Origin of the sequence: Streptomyces sp. NPDC006643, assembly GCF_042870175.1 — a bacterium.
Lineage (GTDB): Bacteria > Actinomycetota > Actinomycetes > Streptomycetales > Streptomycetaceae > Streptomyces.
Genome location: NZ_JBIAHA010000006.1, coordinates 293,650 through 314,052, shown reverse-complemented (window position 1 = coordinate 314,052; position 20,403 = coordinate 293,650). Strand labels below are relative to the sequence as shown.

The window sequence follows — 20,403 nt, the reverse complement described above, 5'->3', positions numbered from 1 at the left end:
GTGCCCCCACCTTTGACCGGCCAAGGCGGGTGGGCGTTCGACGCGGGAACGTGATGGCGGAAAAGGGAGGTGGTGATGTGTCGGAAGGTGCGGAGCTGGCCGGGCGCTGTCTGTTCTGTACATGTCGATGCGTGATAGGCAGCGAACACCGGAGAGCGGTGGTCCCCGGCTCCGTCCCCGGACGGGCCGGTACGGCGACCGGTGCGAGACGACCGTGAGGAGTGGGCCCTCGTGCGGGAACAGGCGTGGGAGCGGCGACTGACGTCCGCGCTGTCCGGGGACGGGCAGGAGCCGACGCTGGTGCTGGTCGAGGGCGACGCCGGGATGGGGAAGAGCAGACTGGTGCACCGGCTGCTGGAGTTGCCCCAGGCACGGGCCGTGGCGCGGGTGGTCGTGACCTTCCAGGCCTCGGGCGGTTTCGTGGTCGCCGACCCCCTGGGCCCGGAGCCGCGCGCCGGCGGTGCGGGGGCGGCTCCGGGCCCCGGGGTGCGGCTCACCGCGTACGAGGCGCTCGGCGCGCTGCTTGCCTCCGCCCGTCCTGCCCTGTTCGTCGCCGAGGATCTGCACCACGCGGACGACGACTGTCTGGCGTTGCTGCGCGGTCTGCTGAGGGAGCCGCCCGCGCCCTTCGCGGCGGTGCTGACCTACCGCCCCGAGCAACTGCCCGGTCCGGGGCTGCCGTTGGGCCGGGCGGTGGACTATCCGGCGCGGCTCTCGGTGGTGCGGTGGCGGCTGGAGCCGCTGGACGAGGAGCGCGTGCGGGTGGCGGCGGGGGAGCTGCTGGGGGCGCGGCGGTGTCCGCAGGAGTTCGTGGGGCGGCTGTGGCAGCGCTCCGGCGGTGTGCCGCAAGTCGTCGTGGACCTGTTGCGGATGCTGCGGGACGCCGCCGAGCGGACCGGGCGGGAGTGTTTCTCCGCACGGGACGTGGACGAGGCCGGGGTGCCGGTCCGGCTGGCGGAGTTGGTGCTGGACAGGACCGCCGCGCTGCCGGAGCCGTACCGCCCGATGGTCTGGGCGGCGGCCGTGCTGGACGAGCCGGCGGGGGCCGGGGATCTGGCGGCGGTCGCGGGCTTCGGCGAGGAGGCCGGGCGTACGGCGCTGATCGCCGCGCTGGAGGGCTCGGCGCTGCGGGAGACGAGCGAGGGGCGGTACGGATTCGCGGTGCCGCTGGCGGCGTCGGCGCTGTACGCGGAGTTGCCCGGGCCGGTGCGGGAGCGGCTGCACCACCGGGCGGCGGCGATGCTCGCCGCGCGGGAGCCGGTGCCCTGGGCGCGTATCGCACGCCACTGGCGCGGCGGCGGCCGTACGGAGGACTGGCTGCGGGCGGCGGAGCATCTCGTGAACGACGACGAGGCGGCGGTCGCGCTGCTGGAGGAGGCGTTGGACATGGGCGGTCTCCCGCCGGACAAGCGGGGGCGGTTGGCGCTCACGCTCGCCCGTGGCGCCGTGCTCGGCCGACGCTCGGAGGGGACGGCCCGGGTCCTGCGCGGCATCGTCGAGGACCCGGCGCTGCCCGCCGCCGACCGGGGCGAGATACGGCTCGAACTGGGCCTGCTCCTGCACCACCGCAAGAGACGCTTCGAGGAGGGACGGGTGGAACTGCGCCGGGCGGCGGACGAGTTGGCCGAGGCCGAGCGGCCCGCGCTCGCCGCGCGGGCGATGGCGGCGCTGGCCAACCCGTTCTTCCCCGGCGCGTCACTGGCCGAGAACGTGACCTGGCTGGAGCGCGCGGAGGCCGCGGCGGACGTGTCGGGCGACCGCGTGGCACGCACGGCGACCCGGGCCTGCCGGGCGACCGTACTGATGAACACCGGCGACCTGGAGGCCTGGCGGCTGGTGGCTCGGCTGCCGCGCGACAGCGCGGACCGCGCCAGCCGCCAGCAGGTGGCGCGCGGTCTGTGCAACACGGCGAACGGCGCGGTGTATCTGGGCCACTACCGGCGTGCCGACGGGCTGTTGAGCGAGGGCATCGAACTGGCGGCGCGCAGCGGGGCGCCGTTCCTGGAGCGGGTCGGACGCGGCACGGCCCTGTTCCGCGACTGGCTGACCGGCCGCTGGGAGGGCCTGGCCGAACGCTGTACGGGGCTGGTCGCCGAGGACGGCAGCGCGAGCGACGCCCGCGTGGTGCTGGCCCTGCTGGCGCTGGCGAAGGGTGACTGGGAGGCGGTGCGGGACTGGCTTCCCCGAGGTGACCCGCCGTCGCCGCGCGCGCCGTGCGAGGCCGACCGTGCGTACGGGACCGACGGTACGGGCGACGCCGACCGTGCGTACGAGACCTGCGAAGTCCCGGTGGCGGCCACGGCGACCGGCGCCCATATCCGGCTGCTGCTGGCCCGGCAGGACGTGGAGTCCGCGGCCGAGGCCGCCGCGTCCGCCTGGGCGTGGCTCGGCAGGAAAGGCGTCTGGGTCTGGGGCGCCGAGCTGGCTCCCTGGGTGGTCGAGGCCCATACCCGGGCCGGGCAGCGGGAGTTGGCGCGGCGGGTGGTGGCCGAGTTCGCGGCCGGGCTGACCGGCCGCGACGCCCCGTCGGCGACGGCGGCCCTGCTCTGGTGCCGGGCGGTGCTGGCGGAGGCGGAGGGCGAGTGGGCGCGGGCGCGGGTGTGTTTCCAGCAGGCGGGCGCGGCGTATGCCGGGCTGCCGCACCCGTACGCCCGTGCGCTCATGACCGAGGGCGCGGGTCGTTGCGCGCTCCTGCTCGGTGAGAGCGAGCCGGGGAGCGCGGTGGCGGACGAGGCCGTAGCCGAACTCAGCGGCTGCGTGGGGGAGTTGACCGGCCTCGGCGCGGTCTGGGACGCCGCGCGGGTACGGGCCACGCTGCGCGCCTACCGACCCACCGCGCAACGGCGACCGCCCGGCCGGCCCGCGTACGCGCAGCGGATGTCCCCGCGCGAGGGGGAGGTGGCGGAACTGGCGGCCACCGGGCTCACGAACCGCGAGATCGCGGCGACGCTGTATCTGTCGCCGCGCACGGTGGAACAGCATGTGGCGCGGGCGATGCGCAAGCTCGGCATCGCCAGTCGGCAGGGCCTGGCGAAGGAGGTGGCACGGGTCCGCCCGGCGTACGGCGAAGGCGAAGGCGACGGCGCGAGTGGAGGCGCGGGTGACGGGCACGGGCACGCGCAGCGGGACGGCGACGGAGACCGGGACCGGGGCCGTGACCGGGACCGTGAAAGCCACCCGGGCCGGGACGGTGGGGCGTAGGGGACGACGAAGGGCGGGCCGACCGTCGTACGTGGTCGGCCCGCCCGATCGAACGGCGAGATGTCAGCTGCACATGGTCGTGCGCATCACATCGGCCTGACTCGCCCAGCTGGCGCAGCCGGTGCCGGAGTGTCCGTACCAGTTGTGGCCGAACTCGTGGGCGGCGAGCAGAGCGAAGTCGCCGACCATGGTGGACAGTTCGATGCGCTGGCCGGCGCCCCAGTTGCAGCCCACGACGTTGCCCGCGCCGCAGCCCTGGACATAGCCGCCGACACAGGAGACCGGTGTACCGCTGGAGGCCGTCTCGGTGGCGCTGCCCCAGTAGTTGGCGCCTTGGCGTATCGCGCCTTCGCGACCGCTACAGGAGCCGGTGATGTGGTAGCTCCACGCCGGTACGCGGACGTCGCGCTTGTCGGCGCTCACCGGCGGGAGGTTCGAGATGTCACCGGTCTCGAAGCGGGGCGACGAGGGGGTGGGGTCGGCGACGGAAGCCTGGGCGGCCTGCGTCATGGCGGCGGGACGGGCGGTGTCAGTGTTCTCGACTGCGTTGGCCGAGGTGGGGAGCGCGAAGAGAAGGGCGGCGGCGACGGCCGATGCCCCGGCTATTCTTCGGAGTGACGAGAGCATGACATATCTCCTTGTGGGGGGAGTGGCGCACAGTACATGGGGGGATCGCCAGCAAAGTACGTGCGCCCGCGCCGCCCGCCTATCCGGGTCCGCCGACATACGGATACGTAAAGAACCCCCATCGCCCCACCGGTCAGCGGAGGTTGAAGCGTTCCGCCCAGGAGATGACGTCCGTCGTCGTCGCGTTGCCGCCGCACAGGACCAGGCCGATCCGGGCGTCGCCGCCCACGCGCTCCACCACACGGCGGGCGGCGGGGACAAGACAGCCGGCGGCCGGTTCGGCCCAGACCTTCGCGTGGTTCGCGAGATCGAGGGTGCCCTGGACGGCCTCGGCGTCCGAGACCACGAGTACCTCGCGGACCTGGGCCGACACATGGTCGTAGGTGAGCTGCGAGACCGTGGGCGCGCTGAGCGTGGAGACGATGGACGACAGCCGCACGGGCCGCGGGCCTCCGGCGGCCAGCGCCTCGGACATAGCCTGCGCGCCTTCGGTCTCGACGCCCCAGACCCGTACGCCGGGCAGTCGCGCGTGCAGCGCCGCCGCGACGCCGGAGATCAGCGCGCCGCCGCCGATGCTGACGAGCACGTCGGTCAGGCCGTCACCGTCGCCGCCGTGCGGGGCGTCGTCGGCGAGTTCGAGACCGACCGTGCCTTGTCCCGCGACGACGAGCGGGTCGTCGAAGGGATGGACCAGGCTCAGTCCGTCGGCCTGGAGCTGGGACATCAGCGCGAAAGCGCCGTCCATGGTGTCGGTCAGCCGCACCGTCGCCCCGGCCGCCTCGGCGATCTCGACGGCGCGCGCGGGCGCGGACTTCGGCATCACGACGGTGGCTTTTACGCCCAGCGCGTCGGCCATGACCGCGACGGAGATGGCGTGGTTGCCGCCGCTCACCGCCACCACCCCGGCCGCGCGGTCGGCCTCGGTCAGCGACAGGAGCTTCGCCGTCGCGCCGCGAGCCTTGAAGGAGCCGGTGCGCTGCAACAGCTCCAGCTTGGCGGTGACCGGGACCCCGAGCAGCGCCGACAGGCCGGGGCTCTCGACCGTCGGCGTACGCACGACATGTCCGGCGATCAGCCGCGCCGCCGCTTCGATGTCCGAGATGCCGATCACGACACATACCTCCTGTTGGCGCCCGATTGCCGTCGCCTCAGGAGAGACGGTACAGATCACCGTCCACACGGCCCGCCGGGGGTACGTGTACGGGGCCGAGACGCGGGCCGGACGGGACTTTCCGGACACGTGCCCCTAGGGCGGGTCCGGAAAGTAGCGTCGTCCGCCCGCAGGGCGGGGTCCGGGCGGGCGCGTCCACGGCCAGGCGGCCGGACATCACGAGCTTGCGTCCGCCGACTGCCGACCGGTCTCCGATTACCGCGCCCCAGGTAACCCCGCTCCTTCCTGTCTCTCCGCTCCGTGCGCTACGCGTATACGCCCGCCTTCGCAGCCGCCGCAGCCGCTTCCGCAGCGCGTGCCCCCGCCGCCTCGTCGAGGGGGGTGTCGCTGGTCAGCAGGCGGTAGTAGAGGGGGGCGGAGACCGCGCGGATCACCTCGTAGGGGTCGGTGCCCGACGGCAACTCGCCCCGCAGCACGGCGTGTTCGACGCACGGCGCCCACTCGGCGACCCGGATCTCGTAGAAGCGGTGCAGGGCCTCGGCCGTCCGCGCGTCCGTCGTGGCCGCCGCGATCACCGCCTTGAACAGCGCGCCTTGGCGCGGATCGGCCAGTGTGGCGCGTACGAGTTCGGCGTTGGCCCGCAGGTCGCCGAGCAGCGAACCGGTCTCGGTGCGCGGCAGCGACTGCTCGGCCATGTCCGTCAGCAGATCCGCGACGAGGCCGGCCACCGTCCCCCAGCGCCGGTACACGGTCGACTTGCCGACGTCCGCGCGGCGCGCGACATCGGCGAGGTCGAGACGGGCGAAGCCGTGTTCGGCGAGTGCGTCCCCGGCGGTGCGGAGCACCGCCGCGCGCACTCTCGCTGTACGGCCTCCGGGGCGGACGGTCCCGGGATCGCCACAGGCGGCGTCGTTCTCCTCAGGCCCCTCTGGGCTCATAACGGGACTCCAGTTCCATTAGTTCGGTTTCTCTGTTACGTTGAGGACATATTAAAGGGACTTCGGTCCCGTTAGTGCTCCGAGGTGCCAGAGCCTCGGGGCATCAGGATCTCGTGGAAGGGGTCGATCATGGAGTACAGGCAGTTGGGCGCATCCGGGCTCAAGGTCCCGGCTCTCAGCTTCGGGGCGGGCACGTTCGGCGGCACCGGGCCGCTCTTCGGTGCCTGGGGGAACACCGACGCGCGGGAGGCGCGCCGCCTCGTGGACATCTCCCTCGAAGCGGGCATAACGATGTTCGACACGGCGGACGTGTACTCGGCGGGCGCGTCCGAGGAAGTCCTCGGCCAGGCGGTCAAGGGCCGCCGCGACCGGGTGCTGCTGTCGACCAAGACGAGCCTGCCGATGGGTGACGGGCCGGAGGACGCGGGCTCCTCACGCTCGCACCTGATCCGGGCGACGGAGGACGCGCTGCGCCGGCTCGGCACCGACCACATCGACCTCTTCCAGCTGCACGCGTTCGACGCCGGAACGCCCGTCGAGGAGGTGCTGTCCACCCTCGACCAGCTCGTACGGTCGGGGAAGGTCCGCTACACCGGTGTCTCCAACTTCTCCGGCTGGCAGCTGATGAAGTCCCTGGCCACCGCCGAGCGGCACGGCTATCCACGCTATGCGGCGCACCAGGTCTACTACTCGCTGGCCGGCCGCGACTACGAGTGGGAACTGCTGCCTCTCGGCCTCGACCAGGGCGTCGGCGCCATGGTCTGGAGCCCGCTCGGATGGGGGCGGCTCACCGGCAAGGTGCGCCGCGGCCGGCCGCTGCCCGAGGGCAGCCGTCTGCACCGGACCGCCGACTTCGGGCCGCCCGTCGAGGACGACCATCTCTTCCGCGTGGTCGACGCGCTGGACGAGATCGCGGCGGAGACCGGCAGGACCGTCCCCCAGGTGGCCATCAACTGGCTGCTGCGGCGTCCCACCGTGTCCTCCGTCATCATCGGCGCCCGCAACGAGGAGCAACTGCGCCAGAACATCGGCGCCGTGGGATGGGAGCTGGCGCCCGAACAGGTGGCCCGGCTCGACGCGGCGAGCGCGAAAGTGGCGCCGTATCCCTACTTCCCGTACGAACGCCAGGAGGGCTTCGCCCGCCTCAACCCCTCACCGCTCGCACAGGGGTGAGGGCCGAACGGCTCGCGACAGGGCCGGGAGACCTCTTCCGTCACCCCGTCCCGGCTGTGCGACGGTGGCCGGAAGGGCGGGACCGAGCACCGACAGCGATGACGTGACGGAGAAACCCATGCGGCAGGCGAAGACGAAGGCGCAAACGCAGACGCAGACCGAGGCGCAGACGAAGGGGAAGGCGCGGGCCGGGGCGGTGCGCGACAGCGGCACCGTCCTGACCGACGAAGAGGTGGCCGCACTCGACGCCCACTGGCGCGCGGCGAACTATCTCGCCGTCGGCCAGATCTATCTCATGGACAACGCGCTCCTCACCGAGCCTCTGCGGCCCGAGCACATCAAGCCGCGGCTTCTGGGGCACTGGGGCACCTCCCCGGGACTGAACCTCGTCCACACCCATCTCAACCGCCTCATCAAGGAACGGGACCGGTCCACGCTCTGTGTCTGGGGTCCCGGACACGGCGGACCCGCCGTGCTGGCCAACTCCTGGCTGGAGGGCACCTACACCGAGACGTATCCCGACGTGAGCCGGGACGCGGCCGGCATGGACCGGCTCTTCCGGCAGTTCTCCTTCCCCGGCGGGGTCCCCAGCCATGTCGCCCCCGAGACTCCCGGTTCCATCCACGAGGGCGGCGAACTCGGCTACTCCCTCGCGCACGCCTACGGCGCCGCGCTCGACAACCCCGACCTGCTCGTCGCCTGCGTAATCGGCGACGGCGAGGCGGAGACCGGGCCGCTGGCCGGGTCGTGGCACGCCAACAAGTTCCTCGACCCGGTCCACGACGGCGCCGTCCTGCCGATCCTGCACCTCAACGGCTACAAGATCGCCAACCCCACCGTCCTGGCCCGTGTCCCGGACGACGAACTCGACGCCCTGCTGCGTGGATACGGCCATGAACCGCTGTATGTGACCGGCGCCGACCCGCTCCAGGTCCATCGCGCCATGGCGGCGGCCCTCGACCACGCGGTGGACCGCATCGCCGACATCCAGCACGCCGCCCGGGACGGGGCCGGCGACGAGCGGGCGCCCTGGCCCATGATCGTGCTGCGCACGCCCAAGGGCTGGACCGGCCCCGGCGAGGTCGACGGGCTGCCCGTCGAGGGAACGTGGCGCTCGCACCAGGTCCCGCTCTCGGGAGTACGCGAGAACCCGGCCCACCTCGCCCAACTGGAGGCGTGGCTGCGCTCGTACCGCCCCGGCGAACTCTTCGACCGGGACGGCCGCCCCTCCGCCCAGGTCCTCTCCTGTGTGCCGGCCGGCACCCTACGACTCGGCGCCACCCCGCACGCCAACGGTGGCCTGCTGGTCCGTGACCTGCCGGTCCCGCCGCTCGAGGAATTCGCCGTCCAGGTGGACCGGCCCGGCGCGGCCCTGCACGAACCCACCCGCGTACTCGGCGGGCTGCTGGCCCGGATCATGGCCGACACCGCCGACCGCAGGGACTTCCGGGTCGTGGGCCCGGACGAGACCGCCTCCAACCGGCTGGAGGCGCTCTTCGAGGCCACCGGCAAGGCATGGCAGGCCCGGATCCTGCCCACGGACGAACATCTGGCCCGCGACGGCCGGGTCATGGAAGTCCTGTCCGAGCATCTGTGCCAGGGCTGGCTCGAGGGCTATCTCCTGACGGGTCGGCATGGGCTGTTCTCCTGCTACGAGGCGTTCGTGCACATCGTGGACTCGATGGTCAACCAGCACATCAAGTGGCTGAAGACCTCGCGGGCATTGGCCTGGCGCCGACCGGTGGCGTCCCTCAACTACCTGCTGACCTCCCATGTCTGGCGCCAGGACCACAACGGCTTCTCCCACCAGGACCCCGGCTTCGTCGACCACGTACTCAACAAGAGCCCCGAGGTCGTACGGGTCTATCTGCCGCCGGACGCCAACACCCTCCTCTCCGTGGCCGACCATGTGCTGCGCAGCCGCGACTATGTGAACGTCGTCGTCGCGGGCAAGCAGCCCACCTTCGACTGGCTCACCCTGGAGGAGGCCCGCGGGCACTGCGCCCGTGGCGCGGGCCTGTGGAAGTGGGCCGGTACGGAGGACGGGACCCGGGAACCGGATGTCGTCCTGGCCTGCGCGGGGGACGTCCCCACCCAGGAAGTCATCGCCGCCGCGGGCCTGTTGCGCCGGCATCTGCCGGAGCTGGCCGTCCGGGTGGTCAACGTCGTGGACATGACCCGGCTGATGACGCGCGAGGAGCACCCGCACGGGATGACCGAGGCCGAGTACGACGCCCTGTTCACCACGGACAAGCCGGTGATCTTCGCCTACCACGGCTACCCGTGGCTCATCCACCGTCTCGCCTACCGCCGCGCCGGTCACGAGAACCTGCATGTCCGTGGCTACAAGGAGATGGGCACCACGACCACGCCCTTCGACATGGTCGTCCGCAACGACCTCGACCGCTACCGCCTCGTCATGGACGTCATCGACCGGGTGCCGGGCCTCGGCGTCCGTGCGGCCGACGCACGCCAGATCATGGAGGACACCCGGACCCGCCATCACCGCTGGATCCGCGAGCACGGGGTGGACCTGCCGGAGGTCGCGGACTGGACCTGGGAGGGCTGACGCCCGGCCGCCTGCCTGCCCCGACCCACGACTGGGCGCCACCGGCACCGGCGCCGGTGGCGTGCGGCTCTGTCATGAGCGCTGCCGTGCCGCCCGGCGCGTACGGCGGCGGCGACCGTGACCGTGACCGCGACCACGGCCGTGGTCACGGTCGCGGTCGTGGTCCTCAGCACGATCCCGGGCGGCGTTCGACCGGGACCGCAGGCGCACGACCGCGTACGTGACGACCGACAGCACGACCAGGACGAGAACCACCTTGGAGAGCACCCCGACATACGTCTCCACCAGATGCCACTGGTCGCCCAGCCAGTACCCGGCCAGCACCAGGACCGAGTTCCACAGCAGGCTGCCGAGGGTCGTCAGGGATATGAAGAGCGGCAGCCGCATGCGCTCGACTCCGGCCGGCACCGAGATCAGACTCCGGAATATCGGCACCATGCGACCCAGGAAGACCGCCTTGGTGCCGTGCCTGGCGAACCACTGCTCCGTACGCACCAGATCGGCGTCCTTGACCAGCGGCAGCTTCGCCCAGATCGCGTGCATCCGCTCGCGGCCGAAGAGCATCCCCACCCAGTACAGGATCACCGCCCCCACCACCGAACCGAGCGTGGTCCAGAAGAGCGCGGACGCCAGGCTGATGACTCCCTGACCTGCCGCGAAGCCGGTCAGCGGCAGGATGACCTCGCTCGGCAGCGGCGGGAAGAGATTCTCCAGCGCTATCGCGAGACCCGCGCCCGGAGCCCCCATCGTGTCGACCAGATCGGCGGCCCAGCCCGCGATACCGCCCGCTGGTTCCTGCGGGAGGGCGAGCAGTACGACATCCATGAGCTGTCTCCAAGCCTGCGGTCGGCAGCGCCGGGTAGGCGGCGCTGGGTAAGGGAGAGAGGGCGCGAGAGATGGAAGCGGGGCTTCCGCGCCCCGCCTCCCCATCTCTTCTCCCCTACAACGCTAGAAACCCCAGGCCAGCCCCGGTATGCGGGTTCCCACCCGGCGCACTGCGGTTTTCCGCAATCGGCACCCTGTGGTTTTCCGCAGGGGGTATCGGTCATAGCTGACCGATCGGACAGTTATGGTGGTGCGCATGGCACGCCCCGCCTCCGCCCTGCGTGGACACATCCTGGAATCGGCGCTGCAACTCTTCGCGACCAGCGGCTACGAAGGCACGTCACTGCACGACATCGCCACCGCCGTCGGCTGCTCGAAGGCGTCCCTGCTCTACCACTTCACCAGCAAGGACGCGATCCTCACCGAGCTGCTCACCCCCGCCGGTGAGGGTCTCGCCGCGCTCGACGCCCGGCTCGCCCCCCTCGACGGGCGAGAGGCGGCGGAGGCCGCCGTCACCGGCTACGTCGATCTCGCCATGGGCTTCCGCCGCGAGATCAAGATCCTCTTCGCGGACATCCCCGGCATGACCACCCACCCGGCGCTCGGCAGCATCCCCGGCACCGTCGAGCGCCTGCTCGACGCGCTCGCGGGCCGGTCGACGCGGACGCGTGACGTGGTCGCGGCGCACATGGTCCTCGGGGCCGTCTTCGTCACGGGCGCCAGCGATGTCGACGTACCGGCAGGGGAGTTGCGCGACGAACTGATCCACGCCGCGCTCCGCACCCTGCGCCCCGACCCCGCCCCCGACGCCCTCGCCCCCGAGTACGACTGATCCCGCGCCCCAACCCCCAGCCCCCAGCGCCAACCCCCGAACCCCCAACCCCCGAACCCTCAACCCCCGAACCCCCAACCCCCACCGACCACCGAGAAGAGAAACCTTCGCCATGGCTTCCCTCCTGTACCGGCTCGGCCGGTTCTCCTTCCGCCGGCGCAAGCGCGTCGTCGCCGTATGGCTGCTCCTGCTCGTCGTGCTGGGCGGCGCAGCCGCCACCCTCATGGGCCCCACCAGCGACAAGTTCACGATGCCCGGCACCGAGTCCCAGCGCGCGCTGGACTCCCTGCGCGAGCAGTTCCCGCAGGCCAGCGGCACGACCGGCACGATCGTCATAGCCGCGCCCGAGGGCGCGAAGCTCGACAAGGCGGCCGTCGCACCGGTCGTACGGGACGCCGCCGCAGTGGACGGCGTGGTCGGCGCGGTGGACCCGTTCCAGGCCGGCTCCGTCTCCGAGGACGGCCGATACGCCCTGGTCCAGGTGCAGTTCGAGGTCGGCGCCGACGAGGTGACCGACGCGCAGCGCGCCGCGTACGAGAAGGTCGGCACGGACCAGGACACGAACGCGCACGGGCTGCGCGTCGAGCACGGCGGTGAAGTCCTCACCGCCGAGGTCGAGGTGGGCTCCACCGAGGCGATCGGCGTCCTGATCGCCGCGGGCGTCCTCGTCGTCACCTTCGGCTCCCTCGTCGCCGCCGGTATGACCCTGCTGAACGCGCTCGTCGCCGTCGGGGCCGGGATGGCCGGGCTGTTCGCCGTGAGCAGCGTCGTCGAACTCACCAGCACCGCCCCCATCCTGGCGCTGATGCTCGGCCTCGCCGTCGGTATCGACTACTCGCTGTTCATCACCTCCCGCCACCGCCAGTACCTCACCGAGGGTGTGGCGGCCGAGGACGCGGCCGGCCGCGCCGTCGGGACCGCCGGTTCGGCCGTGGTCTTCGCCGGTGCCACCGTCGTCATCGCCCTGGCGGGGCTGACCGTCGTCAACATCCCGTTCCTGAGCGTCATGGGCCTGGCCGCCGCCGGTACGGTCGCCGTCGCCGTTCTCGTCGCGCTCACCCTCCTGCCCGCGCTCCTCGGGTTCGCCGGGGACCGCGTACTGCCGCGCAAGCAGCGCGACGGGCACACCTCGACGGACAGCCCCGCCGACGCGGACACCGAGAAGCCCCGCGAGGGCTTCGGCTTCCGCTGGGGCCGTACCGTCACCCGCTTCCGCGTCCCCGTCCTCCTCGTCGGCATCCTCGGCCTCGGCGTACTCGCCCTCCCCGCCGCCGACATGCGCCTCGCGCTGCCCGACGCGGGCACCGCCGCTGCCGGTTCGGCGCCCCGCGAGGCGTACGACCTGACGAGCGAGGGCTTCGGCCCCGGCTTCAACGGCCGGCTGATCGCCGTCGTCTCCGGCGACGACGCCGCGAGTACGGCCGTCGCTGCCAAGGAGGCGTCCGCCCGCATCCAGGACACCAAGGACGTACTCGCCGTCGCGCCGCCGATGTTGAACAAGCAGGGCACCACCGCGCTCCTCACCGTCATCCCCAAGGCCGGCCCCACCGACGAGTCCACCGAGGCGGTCGTGCACGCCATCCGTGACCGTGTCGCCGACATCGGGGACTTCGCGGGCGCGGCGGGCACCGATGTCGCGCTGTCCGGCACCACGGCGGTCGGCATCGACGTGTCCGAGAAGGTCGCGGACGCCATGCTGGTCTATCTGCTGCTGGTGGTCGGCCTGTCGATCCTGCTGCTGATGCTGGTCTTCCGCTCGTTCCTGGTGCCGCTGAAGGCCGCGCTCGGCTTCCTCCTGACCATCGGCGCCACCTTCGGCATCACCGTGGCGATCTTCCAACAGGGCCACCTCGCGGGCCTGTTGGGCGTCGACACCCCCGGACCGCTGGTGAGCTTCCTGCCGATTCTGCTCATCGGCATCCTCTTCGGGCTGGCCATGGACTACGAGGTCTTCCTCGTCTCGCGGATGCGCGAGGACTTCGTCCACGGCGCCGGCGCCCAGGAGGCGACCGTCAGCGGCATGGGGCACAACGCCCGTGTCGTCACGGCCGCCGCCCTGATCATGACGGCCGTGTTCGGCGGGTTCGTCTTCATGCCCGACCCGATCATCAAGTCGATCGGCTTCGCGCTGGCCGTGGGCGTACTCGTCGACGCGTTCGTCGTACGGATGGCGCTCGTCCCGGCGGTGATGTCCCTGCTGGGGCGCGCCGCCTGGTGGCTGCCGCGCCCCGTCGACCGCGCCCTGCCCAATCTCGACATCGAGGGCGAGAGCCTGCGCCACAAGCTCGTACCCGAGCAGCGGCGACGCGCGGCCGACGACAGCGAGGAGACGGACGCGGTCAGGGTGTGACGGACGTCGTGCGACTGCCGGTGAGGGTCGCGTAGACGACCACGTTGTCCGCGTAGCGGCGGTCGGCCTCGGAGAAGTCGCCGCCGCAGGTGATGAGGCGCAGTCCCGCGTGGTCGAGGTTGCGGTAGACCTCGACCGTCGGGAAGTCGTCCTTCGGGTACGTCGCTACGCGGTCGACCGTGAACTCGGCCGTCCTGCCGTCCTTCCGCGCCACCTCGACCGTGTCACCCGGACCGATCCTGGCCAGGTCGAAGAAGACGGTGGGCGCGCCGTCCCAGGTCACATGGCCCGCGATGACCGAGGGGCCGTTGGCGCCCGGGGTGGGTCCCGGCTGGTACCAGCCCGCCTTGTCGGGGTCCTTGGGGGTCTCCATCGCGCGGTTCTCGTCGAGCCCGAGCCGCTCCAGGGTGGAGTCCACCTTGAGGGAGGGGATCGTGACGCGTACGGGATCGGAGGCCGGGAGCGCGGCGGTCCGCTTCTTCACGGAGGGCGACTCCGCCGCCGACGGCAGGCCGGCGCCCTTGTCGACCGCGCGCGGCGGCTCGGGCTGCTGCCGGCCCATCCCAAGGACCAGCAGCAGCCCGCCGACGACGAGCAGCACCGGAATCGCGACGAACAGTACGGCGCGCCGCCCGTTCGACGGCCCGTTCACCACCGGATCAGCCGAGCCGGCTCGTGCCCGAAGTCGCCGTCCGCGTACGGCGGTTCACCGCGAAGAGGCCGCCCGCGACGAGGATCGCCGCCGCGCCGCCCGCGACCATGCCGGGCGCCTCGACACCCGCCGCGCCGCCCGTACCGGCGGCCGTACCCGTCTCGACGCCGCCCACCGGCATGGAGCCGACGGCCGCGCCCTTGACCATGCCGCAGTCGGCGGGTGCGGTCGCCTCCTGCGGGAGCTTCGGGTCCAACTCGCTCTTGCCGGCGCCGAAGTCGTACTTACCGTCGTCGTTGCGGTCGATGCCGTGCTGCACGACGTGCAGGTCCTTGATGTGGTCGACGACGTCCGGCGACACCTCGATCGTGCGCGAGTAGTTGAGTTTGCCGTCCTTGTCGGCGACCGGCATCCGGTCGACGGCGAGCCCGCTGTCCTTGGACGTGTCGCCCTTCGTCGTCAGGGAGATGTTGATGTCTCCGTACTGCGGCAGGCCCTCGGCGGTGCTGACGATGCCGTCGCCGTCCTTGTCCGCGCTCGCGTCGGGGCAGCGGAAGTCGTGGCCGTCGGTGGAGCCGTGGATGTGCTGCGCGTGCGGCTGGCCGGGGACCAGGCCGGTGGCCTCGATCTTCACCGTCAGTTTCGTGCCCTGGAAGCTGATCAGAGCGGCGCCACTGGCACCGGAGTCGTTCAGCGACTCCAGATCGATCTGGTACGCCTCACCCTCCTTGGCCGAGTCCGCGCCGGAGGCCGCGTCCGAGTCGGCGTCCGAGTCGGCGCCGTGTCCGCTGTGTTCACCCTGTTCGCTGCCGACTCCGCTCGCGAGAGCGGGCGTGGCCACCGCGACGAGCGTGAGGGCGGCGGGCAGGGCGAGAAGGGCCGTGAATCGAGCTGTGCGTCCGCGTATCACTGCGATGCATCCCCTTTACGGCGTTGCGACGTTACGGCGATGAGCTTCGGCGGCTGGTGCGCCTGCCGTTGTCGCTGTGCATTCGGTGGCCTCGGTCACGCGGATTGGTTCCGGCCGCCGGTATCTGTTCTACAGTCGTGTAGAAGCAAGCACGCATCAGAAATCCGGGAATGAAGGAGGGAACACCTCGATGGTGTTCAAGCGACTGCTCGGTTCGCTCGGCGTCGGTGGGCCGACGGTGGAGACGGTGCTGGAGGACGGTGCGATCCAGCCGGGCGGCACGTTGCGGGGCGAGGTACGGCTGGCCGGCGGGAGCACGGCGTACGACATCGACGGCGTCGCGCTCGAACTCGTCGCCCGCGTCGAGGCGGAGCACGAGGAGGGGGAGAGCGAGGGCTACGTGAGCTTCGCGCGGTACGAGGTCAGTGGCGCCTTCCGGCTGGGCGAGGTGGATTCGTACCGTGTGCCGTTCGAGGTGACGCTGCCGTGGGAGACGCCCGTCAACGAGCTGCACGGTGAACCGCTCGGGATCCATCTCGGCGTACGTACGGAGGTGGACGTCGCCGGAGCCAAGGACAAGGGGGACTTCGACCCGTTCGCCGTACGGCCGTTGGCGGTGCAGGAGGCCGTACTGGAGGCGTTCGGGCAGCTCGGCTTCGGCTTCCGGTCGGCCGATCTGGAGCTGGGGCACATCAACGGGAGCGGTCAACAGCTGCCGTTCTACCAGGAGATCGAGATCATCCCGGCGCCGGCGTACGCGGACCGGCTGAACGAGATCGAGGTGACGTTCCTGGCGCACCCCGGCGGGACGGAGATCGTTCTGGAGGCGGACGGGCGCGGGGGTACGGGCGTGGACGACGCCCTGAACCGGCACGCCGTCGGGCACGACGAGGTGGCGCACACCGACTGGAACACGGTGGTGGCGGGCTGGGTGGACCGCCTCGCCGGCCGTTACGCGGGCCACGGCGACGGCCACGGCCACGCGCCCGACCACGACCACGGCCACGGTCATGGCCACGGCTCCGGGATGAGCACCGGCGCGGCGGTCGCCGTCGGCGCGGCCGGTCTCGCCGTGGGTGTCGCGGGCGGCATGGTGGCCGCCGAAGTCGTGGACGAGGTCGGCGACTTCTTCGAGGGCGACGACGAGGGGGAGGAAGAGGAGGGCTGAGGTCCGCCGCGCGGGGACGGGTCTCCTACAGCGGGGTCGCCGCCTTCAGTACGAAGAAGAGCGTGACCGTCGCGTTCGCCGAGGAGAGGGCCGAGCCGACCGTCCCCGCCGCCGCCGTCCAGACCGCCAGCCCCGCCGTGGTGAAGACCGAGGGCCATGTCGTCGTGGCGGGCGCCGGGGCGAGCAGGGCGGCGACCCGGCGGGGTACGGGCCCCGCGCCGCCGACTCCGGCCAGGGTCGGCGTCGGGGCCCCGCGCGACACCAGCGCGGCCTTGCCGATGGCGCGGGCCACCAACTCGCGGCTGCCGGTGGTGCGGGCCGCTTCCTCGTCGGCCCAGCGTTCGGTCGTGTAGGCCACGGCCGTCCGTAACGGCCGCAGCAGCGGATTGGCCCGCGCCGCCAGCCGTACCGCGAGCAGCGAACGGTGGTGACCGCCCCTGAGATGCGCCCGCTCGTGCGCGAACAGCGCTGTCTGCTCACCGGCGTTGAGACACTTCAGCAGCGTGCTGGAGATGACGACCCGCCCCCGTCGCCGTCCGCCGCCGGGCAGCGCGTACGCGTACGGCGACCGGTCCGGCAGCACCGTCAGGTGCCGCTCCGGCATCCCCTCCAGCGCCCGCCAGGCCCCCCGCCGTACGCGCCGGTGCCGCCGCCCCGTGAGGGCGCAGCCGACCGCCACCGCGGCGAGCGCGGCGATCGCCGCCTTGCCGGCCACCTCGTCGTACGGGACGGCGTCCCGCACCTCGTCGTCCGACCAGCCGTCGGGCAGCGGATTTCCGGGCAGCTGGGCCGTCCCGACGACCACCAGCAGCGCCAGGCACAGCGTGCTGCACACCGCGAGCACCACCGCGAGCGCGGTCAGGAGGTGGGTGGCAAGGCGTGGATGGAGATGCTGCTCGGCCAGTCGCGCGACCGGCAGCGCCGTGAGCGGCAGCAGCAGCGGAAGAAAGACGAAGATGCCCACGGGTCAGTCCTCAGCCTCGTCATCGGTGGGGTCGGGGTGCGGCAGGTCGTGGAGCAGGTCGCGCAGCAGTTGCTCGTCGTCGTACGACAGGGCGGTGACGAACCGCGCCAGCACCGCCTCCCGGTCCGCCTCCCCGTCGAGCACCCGGCGCATCCGCAGCGCGGCGAGCCCGGCGCCGTCGGAGGCCGCGCGCCACTCGAAGGAGCGGCCCGAACGCTCCCTGGTCACCGCGTTCTTGGCCTGGAGGCGGGTCAGGATCGTCATCACGGTGGTGTACGCGAGGGTCCCGCCGAGCCGTTCGCGTACCCAGCCGGCGTTCACCGGCCCCGGCGCCTCCCGGAGGGCGGCCAGCACCTGCGACTCCAGTTCGCCCTGCCCCCGGCGCCGATGTTCGTCAGGACCCTCGCGCTCGCTCACACCGTCTCCCGTCAACTTCTACACTGCTGTAGATTCTGACGCAGATCGCGGGCCCGTACCAGTGCGGGCCCGTTCCGGTGCCGGCATCCGCCGCGCCCCCGTGGCCTGGAGGTTACGTTGTTCGGTCTTGGTGAGCTGGCGATCATCCTGATCGTCGTGATTCTGGTGCTCGGCGCCAAGAGGCTTCCTGACCTGGCCCGTTCGGCGGGCAAGTCGGCCCGTATCCTCAAGAGCGAGGCCCGCGCGATGAAGGCGGACTCGGAACCGGCGCCCGGCGCGCAGTACTCGGTCCGCCCCGGCGGGCCGATACGCGACGACGAGCCGATACGCGACGCCGCACCGTCGGCACCCCGTGACACCGCGCCGACGGCACCCCGTGACGCCGGACCGACGACTCCCCGTGACGCCGCACCGACGACTCCTCGTGACGCCGAGGGCCGCCCCTCAACTCCCCCTCAGTGACCGCCCGTCCGGGCCGAGTCGATCGACAGGTTGGGCATGATCCGGTTCAGCCACGCGGGCATCGCCCAGTTGGCCGGACCGATCAGATGCATCAGCGCCGGGACGAGCAGACTCCGGATGATCAGGGCGTCGACGAGTACGGCGAAGGCCAGGCCGAATCCGAACTCCTGGAGCACATGGTCGTCGCCGATCAGGAACGAGCCGAACACCAGGATCATGATCCCGGCCGCCGCCGCCACGACCCGCCCCGTCTTGGCCTGACCGTGGGTCACCGCCCAGTGGTTGGACCGGATCTCGTCCGCGTGTGAGGCCGCCGGCCGGCGGTGGTGCCACTCCTCCTGGATCCGGCTCACCAGATAGACCTCGTAGTCCATCGAGAGCCCGAAGAGCACCGAGAACAACAGCACCGGGATGAACGCGTCGACGGGCCCGGCGACCGGCACGTTGAGCAGCGAGAGACCCCAGCCCCAGGTGAACACGGCGTTGAGCGCGCCGAGCGCGGCGCCGACGGAGAGCAGATTCATCACCGCCGCCACCAGCGGGATCAGCAGACTGCGGAACACCGCCACCAGCAGCAGGAACGCCAGGATGACGACGATGGCGATGAACAGCGGCAGTTTCTCGCTCAGCACCCGCGAGAAGTCGATGTTGGTGGGTGTCACTCCGCCGACATGGACGGGGGGATGGCCGGGGCCTTCGGCCTCGGGCGCCAGATCGCGGACGGTGCTCACCAGGGTGACGGTCTGCTTCGCCCCCGGGCCGGTGCTCGGGTAGAGGATCGCGAGTGCGACCTTGCCGTTGGGCGAGGTCGTCGCGGGCGTCACCGACACCACCCCCGGTGTCTTGGCGGCGGCGGCCAGGAAGCTGTCGAACGCCTGCGCGTCGTCGGGTGACTTGATCTCCGTGACCAGCTGGAACGGCCCGTTGAAGCCCGGCCCGAACCCCTTGGCGAGCGTGGTGTACGCCTGATGGGTGGTGGAGTCGACCGGGTCGTTGGCGGCGCCGGACGAGCCCAGGCGCAGCGAGAACAGCGGCAGCGCGATCACGACGACCAGCGCCAGCGCGCACGCCGCCACCGGAATCCGGGCCTTCTCCACGAACGAAGCCCAGTGCAGCCAGAATCCGGCCGCGTCGTCGGAGACCGGCCCCTTCTCCGTCTGCGCCCGCCGCTCGCGCCGCGACAGCGTCTTCGGTCCGAGGAAGCCGAGCATGGCGGGCAGGAACGTCAGCGAAGTGGCCATGGTCAGCGCGACGGTGAGGGCGGACGCCGCCGACAGGCCGTACAGGAAGTCGATCCCGAGCGCGAACTGCCCGAGCAGCGCGATGCACACCGTGATCCCGGCGAACAGCACCGTACGGCCCGAGGTGTTGACCGCCTGGACCGTGGCGTCCTCGTACGACAGACCGGTCCTCACCCCGCTGCGATGGCGGCTGATGATGAACAGGCCGTAGTCGATACCGACACCGAGCCCGATCAGTACGGCGAGGTCGCTGGAGACGCTCGGGGTGTCCATGACGTGCGACAGCAGGCTGATCAGGGAGGTGCCGATGAACAGCGCGACGGCGGCGGTCACCAGCGGCATCAGCGACGCGAACAGGGCGCCGCCGAACACGATCAGCAGGATGACGAGCGCGGCGATCGCGCCCACCGCCACGGACAGGCCGGGGCCGGCGCTCTCCTCGTTGGTGATGGACTGACCGCCGAGCGAGATCCGGACGCCGGGGCCGTCGGCGGCCTTCGCGGTGTCGATCAGTTTCCGGGCGTCCGACTTCGTGACGTCGGCGGCCTTCATCTTCCAGTTGACGGCGGCGAACGCGATGGTGCCGTCCTTGCTGATCTGCGCGGCACCCTGCTTGCTGTAGGGGCTGACGACCGAGGCGATGCCGGGGATGGCGGCCACCTTGGTGAGCGCGGCGTCGACCGGGTTCCGCACCGAGTCCGAGCGGACGGTGGCCCCGCCGGTGGCCTCGATGACGATCTGGTCGCCCTCGCCCGAGGCGGCGGGGAAGTTGTCCGTGAGGAGGGTGATGGCCGCCTGGGCGTCGGTGCCGGGCAGACTCGCGCTCTCGTTGTACTTGCTGCCGAGCGACCGGCTGAACGCGACGGTGACGACGAGGACCAGGAGCCAGAGGGCGACCACTCTGCGGCGGTGCAGGAAACACCAGTGAGCCAGACGAGACACGATGCTTCTCCGCCGGGATGT

At 71.8% G+C, this 20,403-nt stretch carries 16 protein-coding genes; 7 read left to right on the top strand and 9 right to left on the bottom strand.

Annotated elements, in window-relative coordinates:
* Positions 1 to 231 precede the first annotated feature (231 nt).
* On the top strand, positions 232 to 3,201 hold the full coding sequence (locus tag ACFYNU_RS11180) for a LuxR C-terminal-related transcriptional regulator (RefSeq protein ID WP_356587844.1): 2,970 nt from the start codon (positions 232 to 234) through the stop codon (positions 3,199 to 3,201).
* 63 nt (positions 3,202 to 3,264) lie between these two features.
* On the opposite strand, the gene ACFYNU_RS11175 is transcribed toward ACFYNU_RS11180, so the two are convergent.
* The 3 genes from ACFYNU_RS11175 to ACFYNU_RS11165 all read right to left on the bottom strand — a co-directional run bounded on the left by ACFYNU_RS11175 (position 3,265) and on the right by ACFYNU_RS11165 (position 5,877).
* Entirely contained in the window at positions 3,265 to 3,828 is a 564-nt protein-coding gene (locus ACFYNU_RS11175; RefSeq protein WP_356587842.1) for a hypothetical protein, read from the bottom strand.
* A 133-nt stretch (positions 3,829 to 3,961) separates the two neighbouring features.
* Positions 3,962 to 4,939 (bottom strand): threonine/serine dehydratase, encoded by a 978-nt coding sequence (locus tag ACFYNU_RS11170; protein ID WP_356587840.1) that lies wholly within the window; start codon positions 4,937 to 4,939, stop codon positions 3,962 to 3,964.
* A 305-nt stretch (positions 4,940 to 5,244) separates the two neighbouring features.
* Positions 5,245 to 5,877 carry a TetR/AcrR family transcriptional regulator gene (locus ACFYNU_RS11165; protein ID WP_356587838.1) on the bottom strand — a complete coding sequence of 211 codons (633 nt, stop codon included), beginning with the start codon at positions 5,875 to 5,877 and terminating at the stop codon, positions 5,245 to 5,247.
* Between the two features lie 129 nt (positions 5,878 to 6,006).
* Here ACFYNU_RS11165 and ACFYNU_RS11160 point away from each other — a divergent pair, with 129 nt between their 5' ends.
* Together ACFYNU_RS11160 and ACFYNU_RS11155 are read left to right on the top strand one after the other, a co-directional pair.
* Positions 6,007 to 7,050, top strand: a complete 1,044-nt coding sequence (locus ACFYNU_RS11160; protein ID WP_356587836.1) for an aldo/keto reductase — start codon at positions 6,007 to 6,009, stop codon at positions 7,048 to 7,050.
* Positions 7,051 to 7,168: 118 nt separating this feature from the next.
* Positions 7,169 to 9,619, top strand: a complete 2,451-nt coding sequence (locus ACFYNU_RS11155) for a phosphoketolase family protein (protein WP_356587834.1) — start codon at positions 7,169 to 7,171, stop codon at positions 9,617 to 9,619.
* A gap of 72 nt (positions 9,620 to 9,691) precedes the next feature.
* Here the strand turns inward: ACFYNU_RS11155 and ACFYNU_RS11150 are convergent, their stop codons facing one another.
* Positions 9,692 to 10,444: a DedA family protein gene (locus tag ACFYNU_RS11150; protein WP_356587832.1), complete on the bottom strand. Its 753-nt coding sequence runs from the start codon at positions 10,442 to 10,444 to the stop codon at positions 9,692 to 9,694.
* 256 nt (positions 10,445 to 10,700) lie between these two features.
* On the opposite strand from ACFYNU_RS11150, the gene ACFYNU_RS11145 reads away from it, so the two are divergent.
* Both ACFYNU_RS11145 and ACFYNU_RS11140 read left to right on the top strand, forming a co-directional pair.
* The gene (locus tag ACFYNU_RS11145; protein WP_356587830.1) at positions 10,701 to 11,276 is read left to right on the top strand and encodes a TetR/AcrR family transcriptional regulator; all 576 of its coding nucleotides are present in this window, start codon (positions 10,701 to 10,703) and stop codon (positions 11,274 to 11,276) included.
* Between the two features lie 112 nt (positions 11,277 to 11,388).
* Complete coding sequence (locus ACFYNU_RS11140) at positions 11,389 to 13,626, top strand: MMPL family transporter (RefSeq protein ID WP_356587828.1); 2,238 nt, start codon at positions 11,389 to 11,391, stop codon at positions 13,624 to 13,626.
* Here the strand turns inward: ACFYNU_RS11140 and ACFYNU_RS11135 are convergent.
* Both ACFYNU_RS11135 and ACFYNU_RS11130 read right to left on the bottom strand, forming a co-directional pair.
* Positions 13,616 to 14,281 (bottom strand): class F sortase, encoded by a 666-nt coding sequence (locus ACFYNU_RS11135; RefSeq protein WP_356587826.1) that lies wholly within the window; start codon positions 14,279 to 14,281, stop codon positions 13,616 to 13,618. The two genes, ACFYNU_RS11140 and ACFYNU_RS11135, sit on opposite strands and share 11 nt — an antisense overlap.
* A gap of 4 nt (positions 14,282 to 14,285) precedes the next feature.
* Positions 14,286 to 15,188, bottom strand: a complete 903-nt coding sequence (locus ACFYNU_RS11130) for a hypothetical protein (protein WP_356587824.1) — start codon at positions 15,186 to 15,188, stop codon at positions 14,286 to 14,288.
* 190 nt (positions 15,189 to 15,378) lie between these two features.
* Between ACFYNU_RS11130 and ACFYNU_RS11125 the strand changes: the two genes are divergently transcribed.
* Positions 15,379 to 16,356: a sporulation protein gene (locus tag ACFYNU_RS11125; RefSeq protein ID WP_356587822.1), complete on the top strand. Its 978-nt coding sequence runs from the start codon at positions 15,379 to 15,381 to the stop codon at positions 16,354 to 16,356.
* A gap of 25 nt (positions 16,357 to 16,381) precedes the next feature.
* Here the strand turns inward: ACFYNU_RS11125 and ACFYNU_RS11120 are convergent, their stop codons facing one another.
* Positions 16,382 to 17,320 (bottom strand): M56 family metallopeptidase, encoded by a 939-nt coding sequence (locus ACFYNU_RS11120; RefSeq protein WP_356587820.1) that lies wholly within the window; start codon positions 17,318 to 17,320, stop codon positions 16,382 to 16,384.
* A gap of 3 nt (positions 17,321 to 17,323) precedes the next feature.
* Positions 17,324 to 17,737, bottom strand: a complete 414-nt coding sequence (locus ACFYNU_RS11115) for a BlaI/MecI/CopY family transcriptional regulator (protein WP_356587818.1) — start codon at positions 17,735 to 17,737, stop codon at positions 17,324 to 17,326.
* Between the two features lie 117 nt (positions 17,738 to 17,854).
* Between ACFYNU_RS11115 and ACFYNU_RS11110 the strand changes: the two genes are divergently transcribed.
* Positions 17,855 to 18,199, top strand: coding sequence for a twin-arginine translocase TatA/TatE family subunit (locus ACFYNU_RS11110; protein WP_356587816.1), 345 nt, complete (start codon positions 17,855 to 17,857; stop codon positions 18,197 to 18,199).
* Here the strand turns inward: ACFYNU_RS11110 and ACFYNU_RS11105 are convergent.
* Entirely contained in the window at positions 18,193 to 20,382 is a 2,190-nt protein-coding gene (locus tag ACFYNU_RS11105) for an MMPL family transporter (RefSeq protein WP_356587814.1), read from the bottom strand. The genes ACFYNU_RS11110 and ACFYNU_RS11105 overlap by 7 nt on opposite strands.
* Positions 20,383 to 20,403 lie beyond the last annotated feature (21 nt).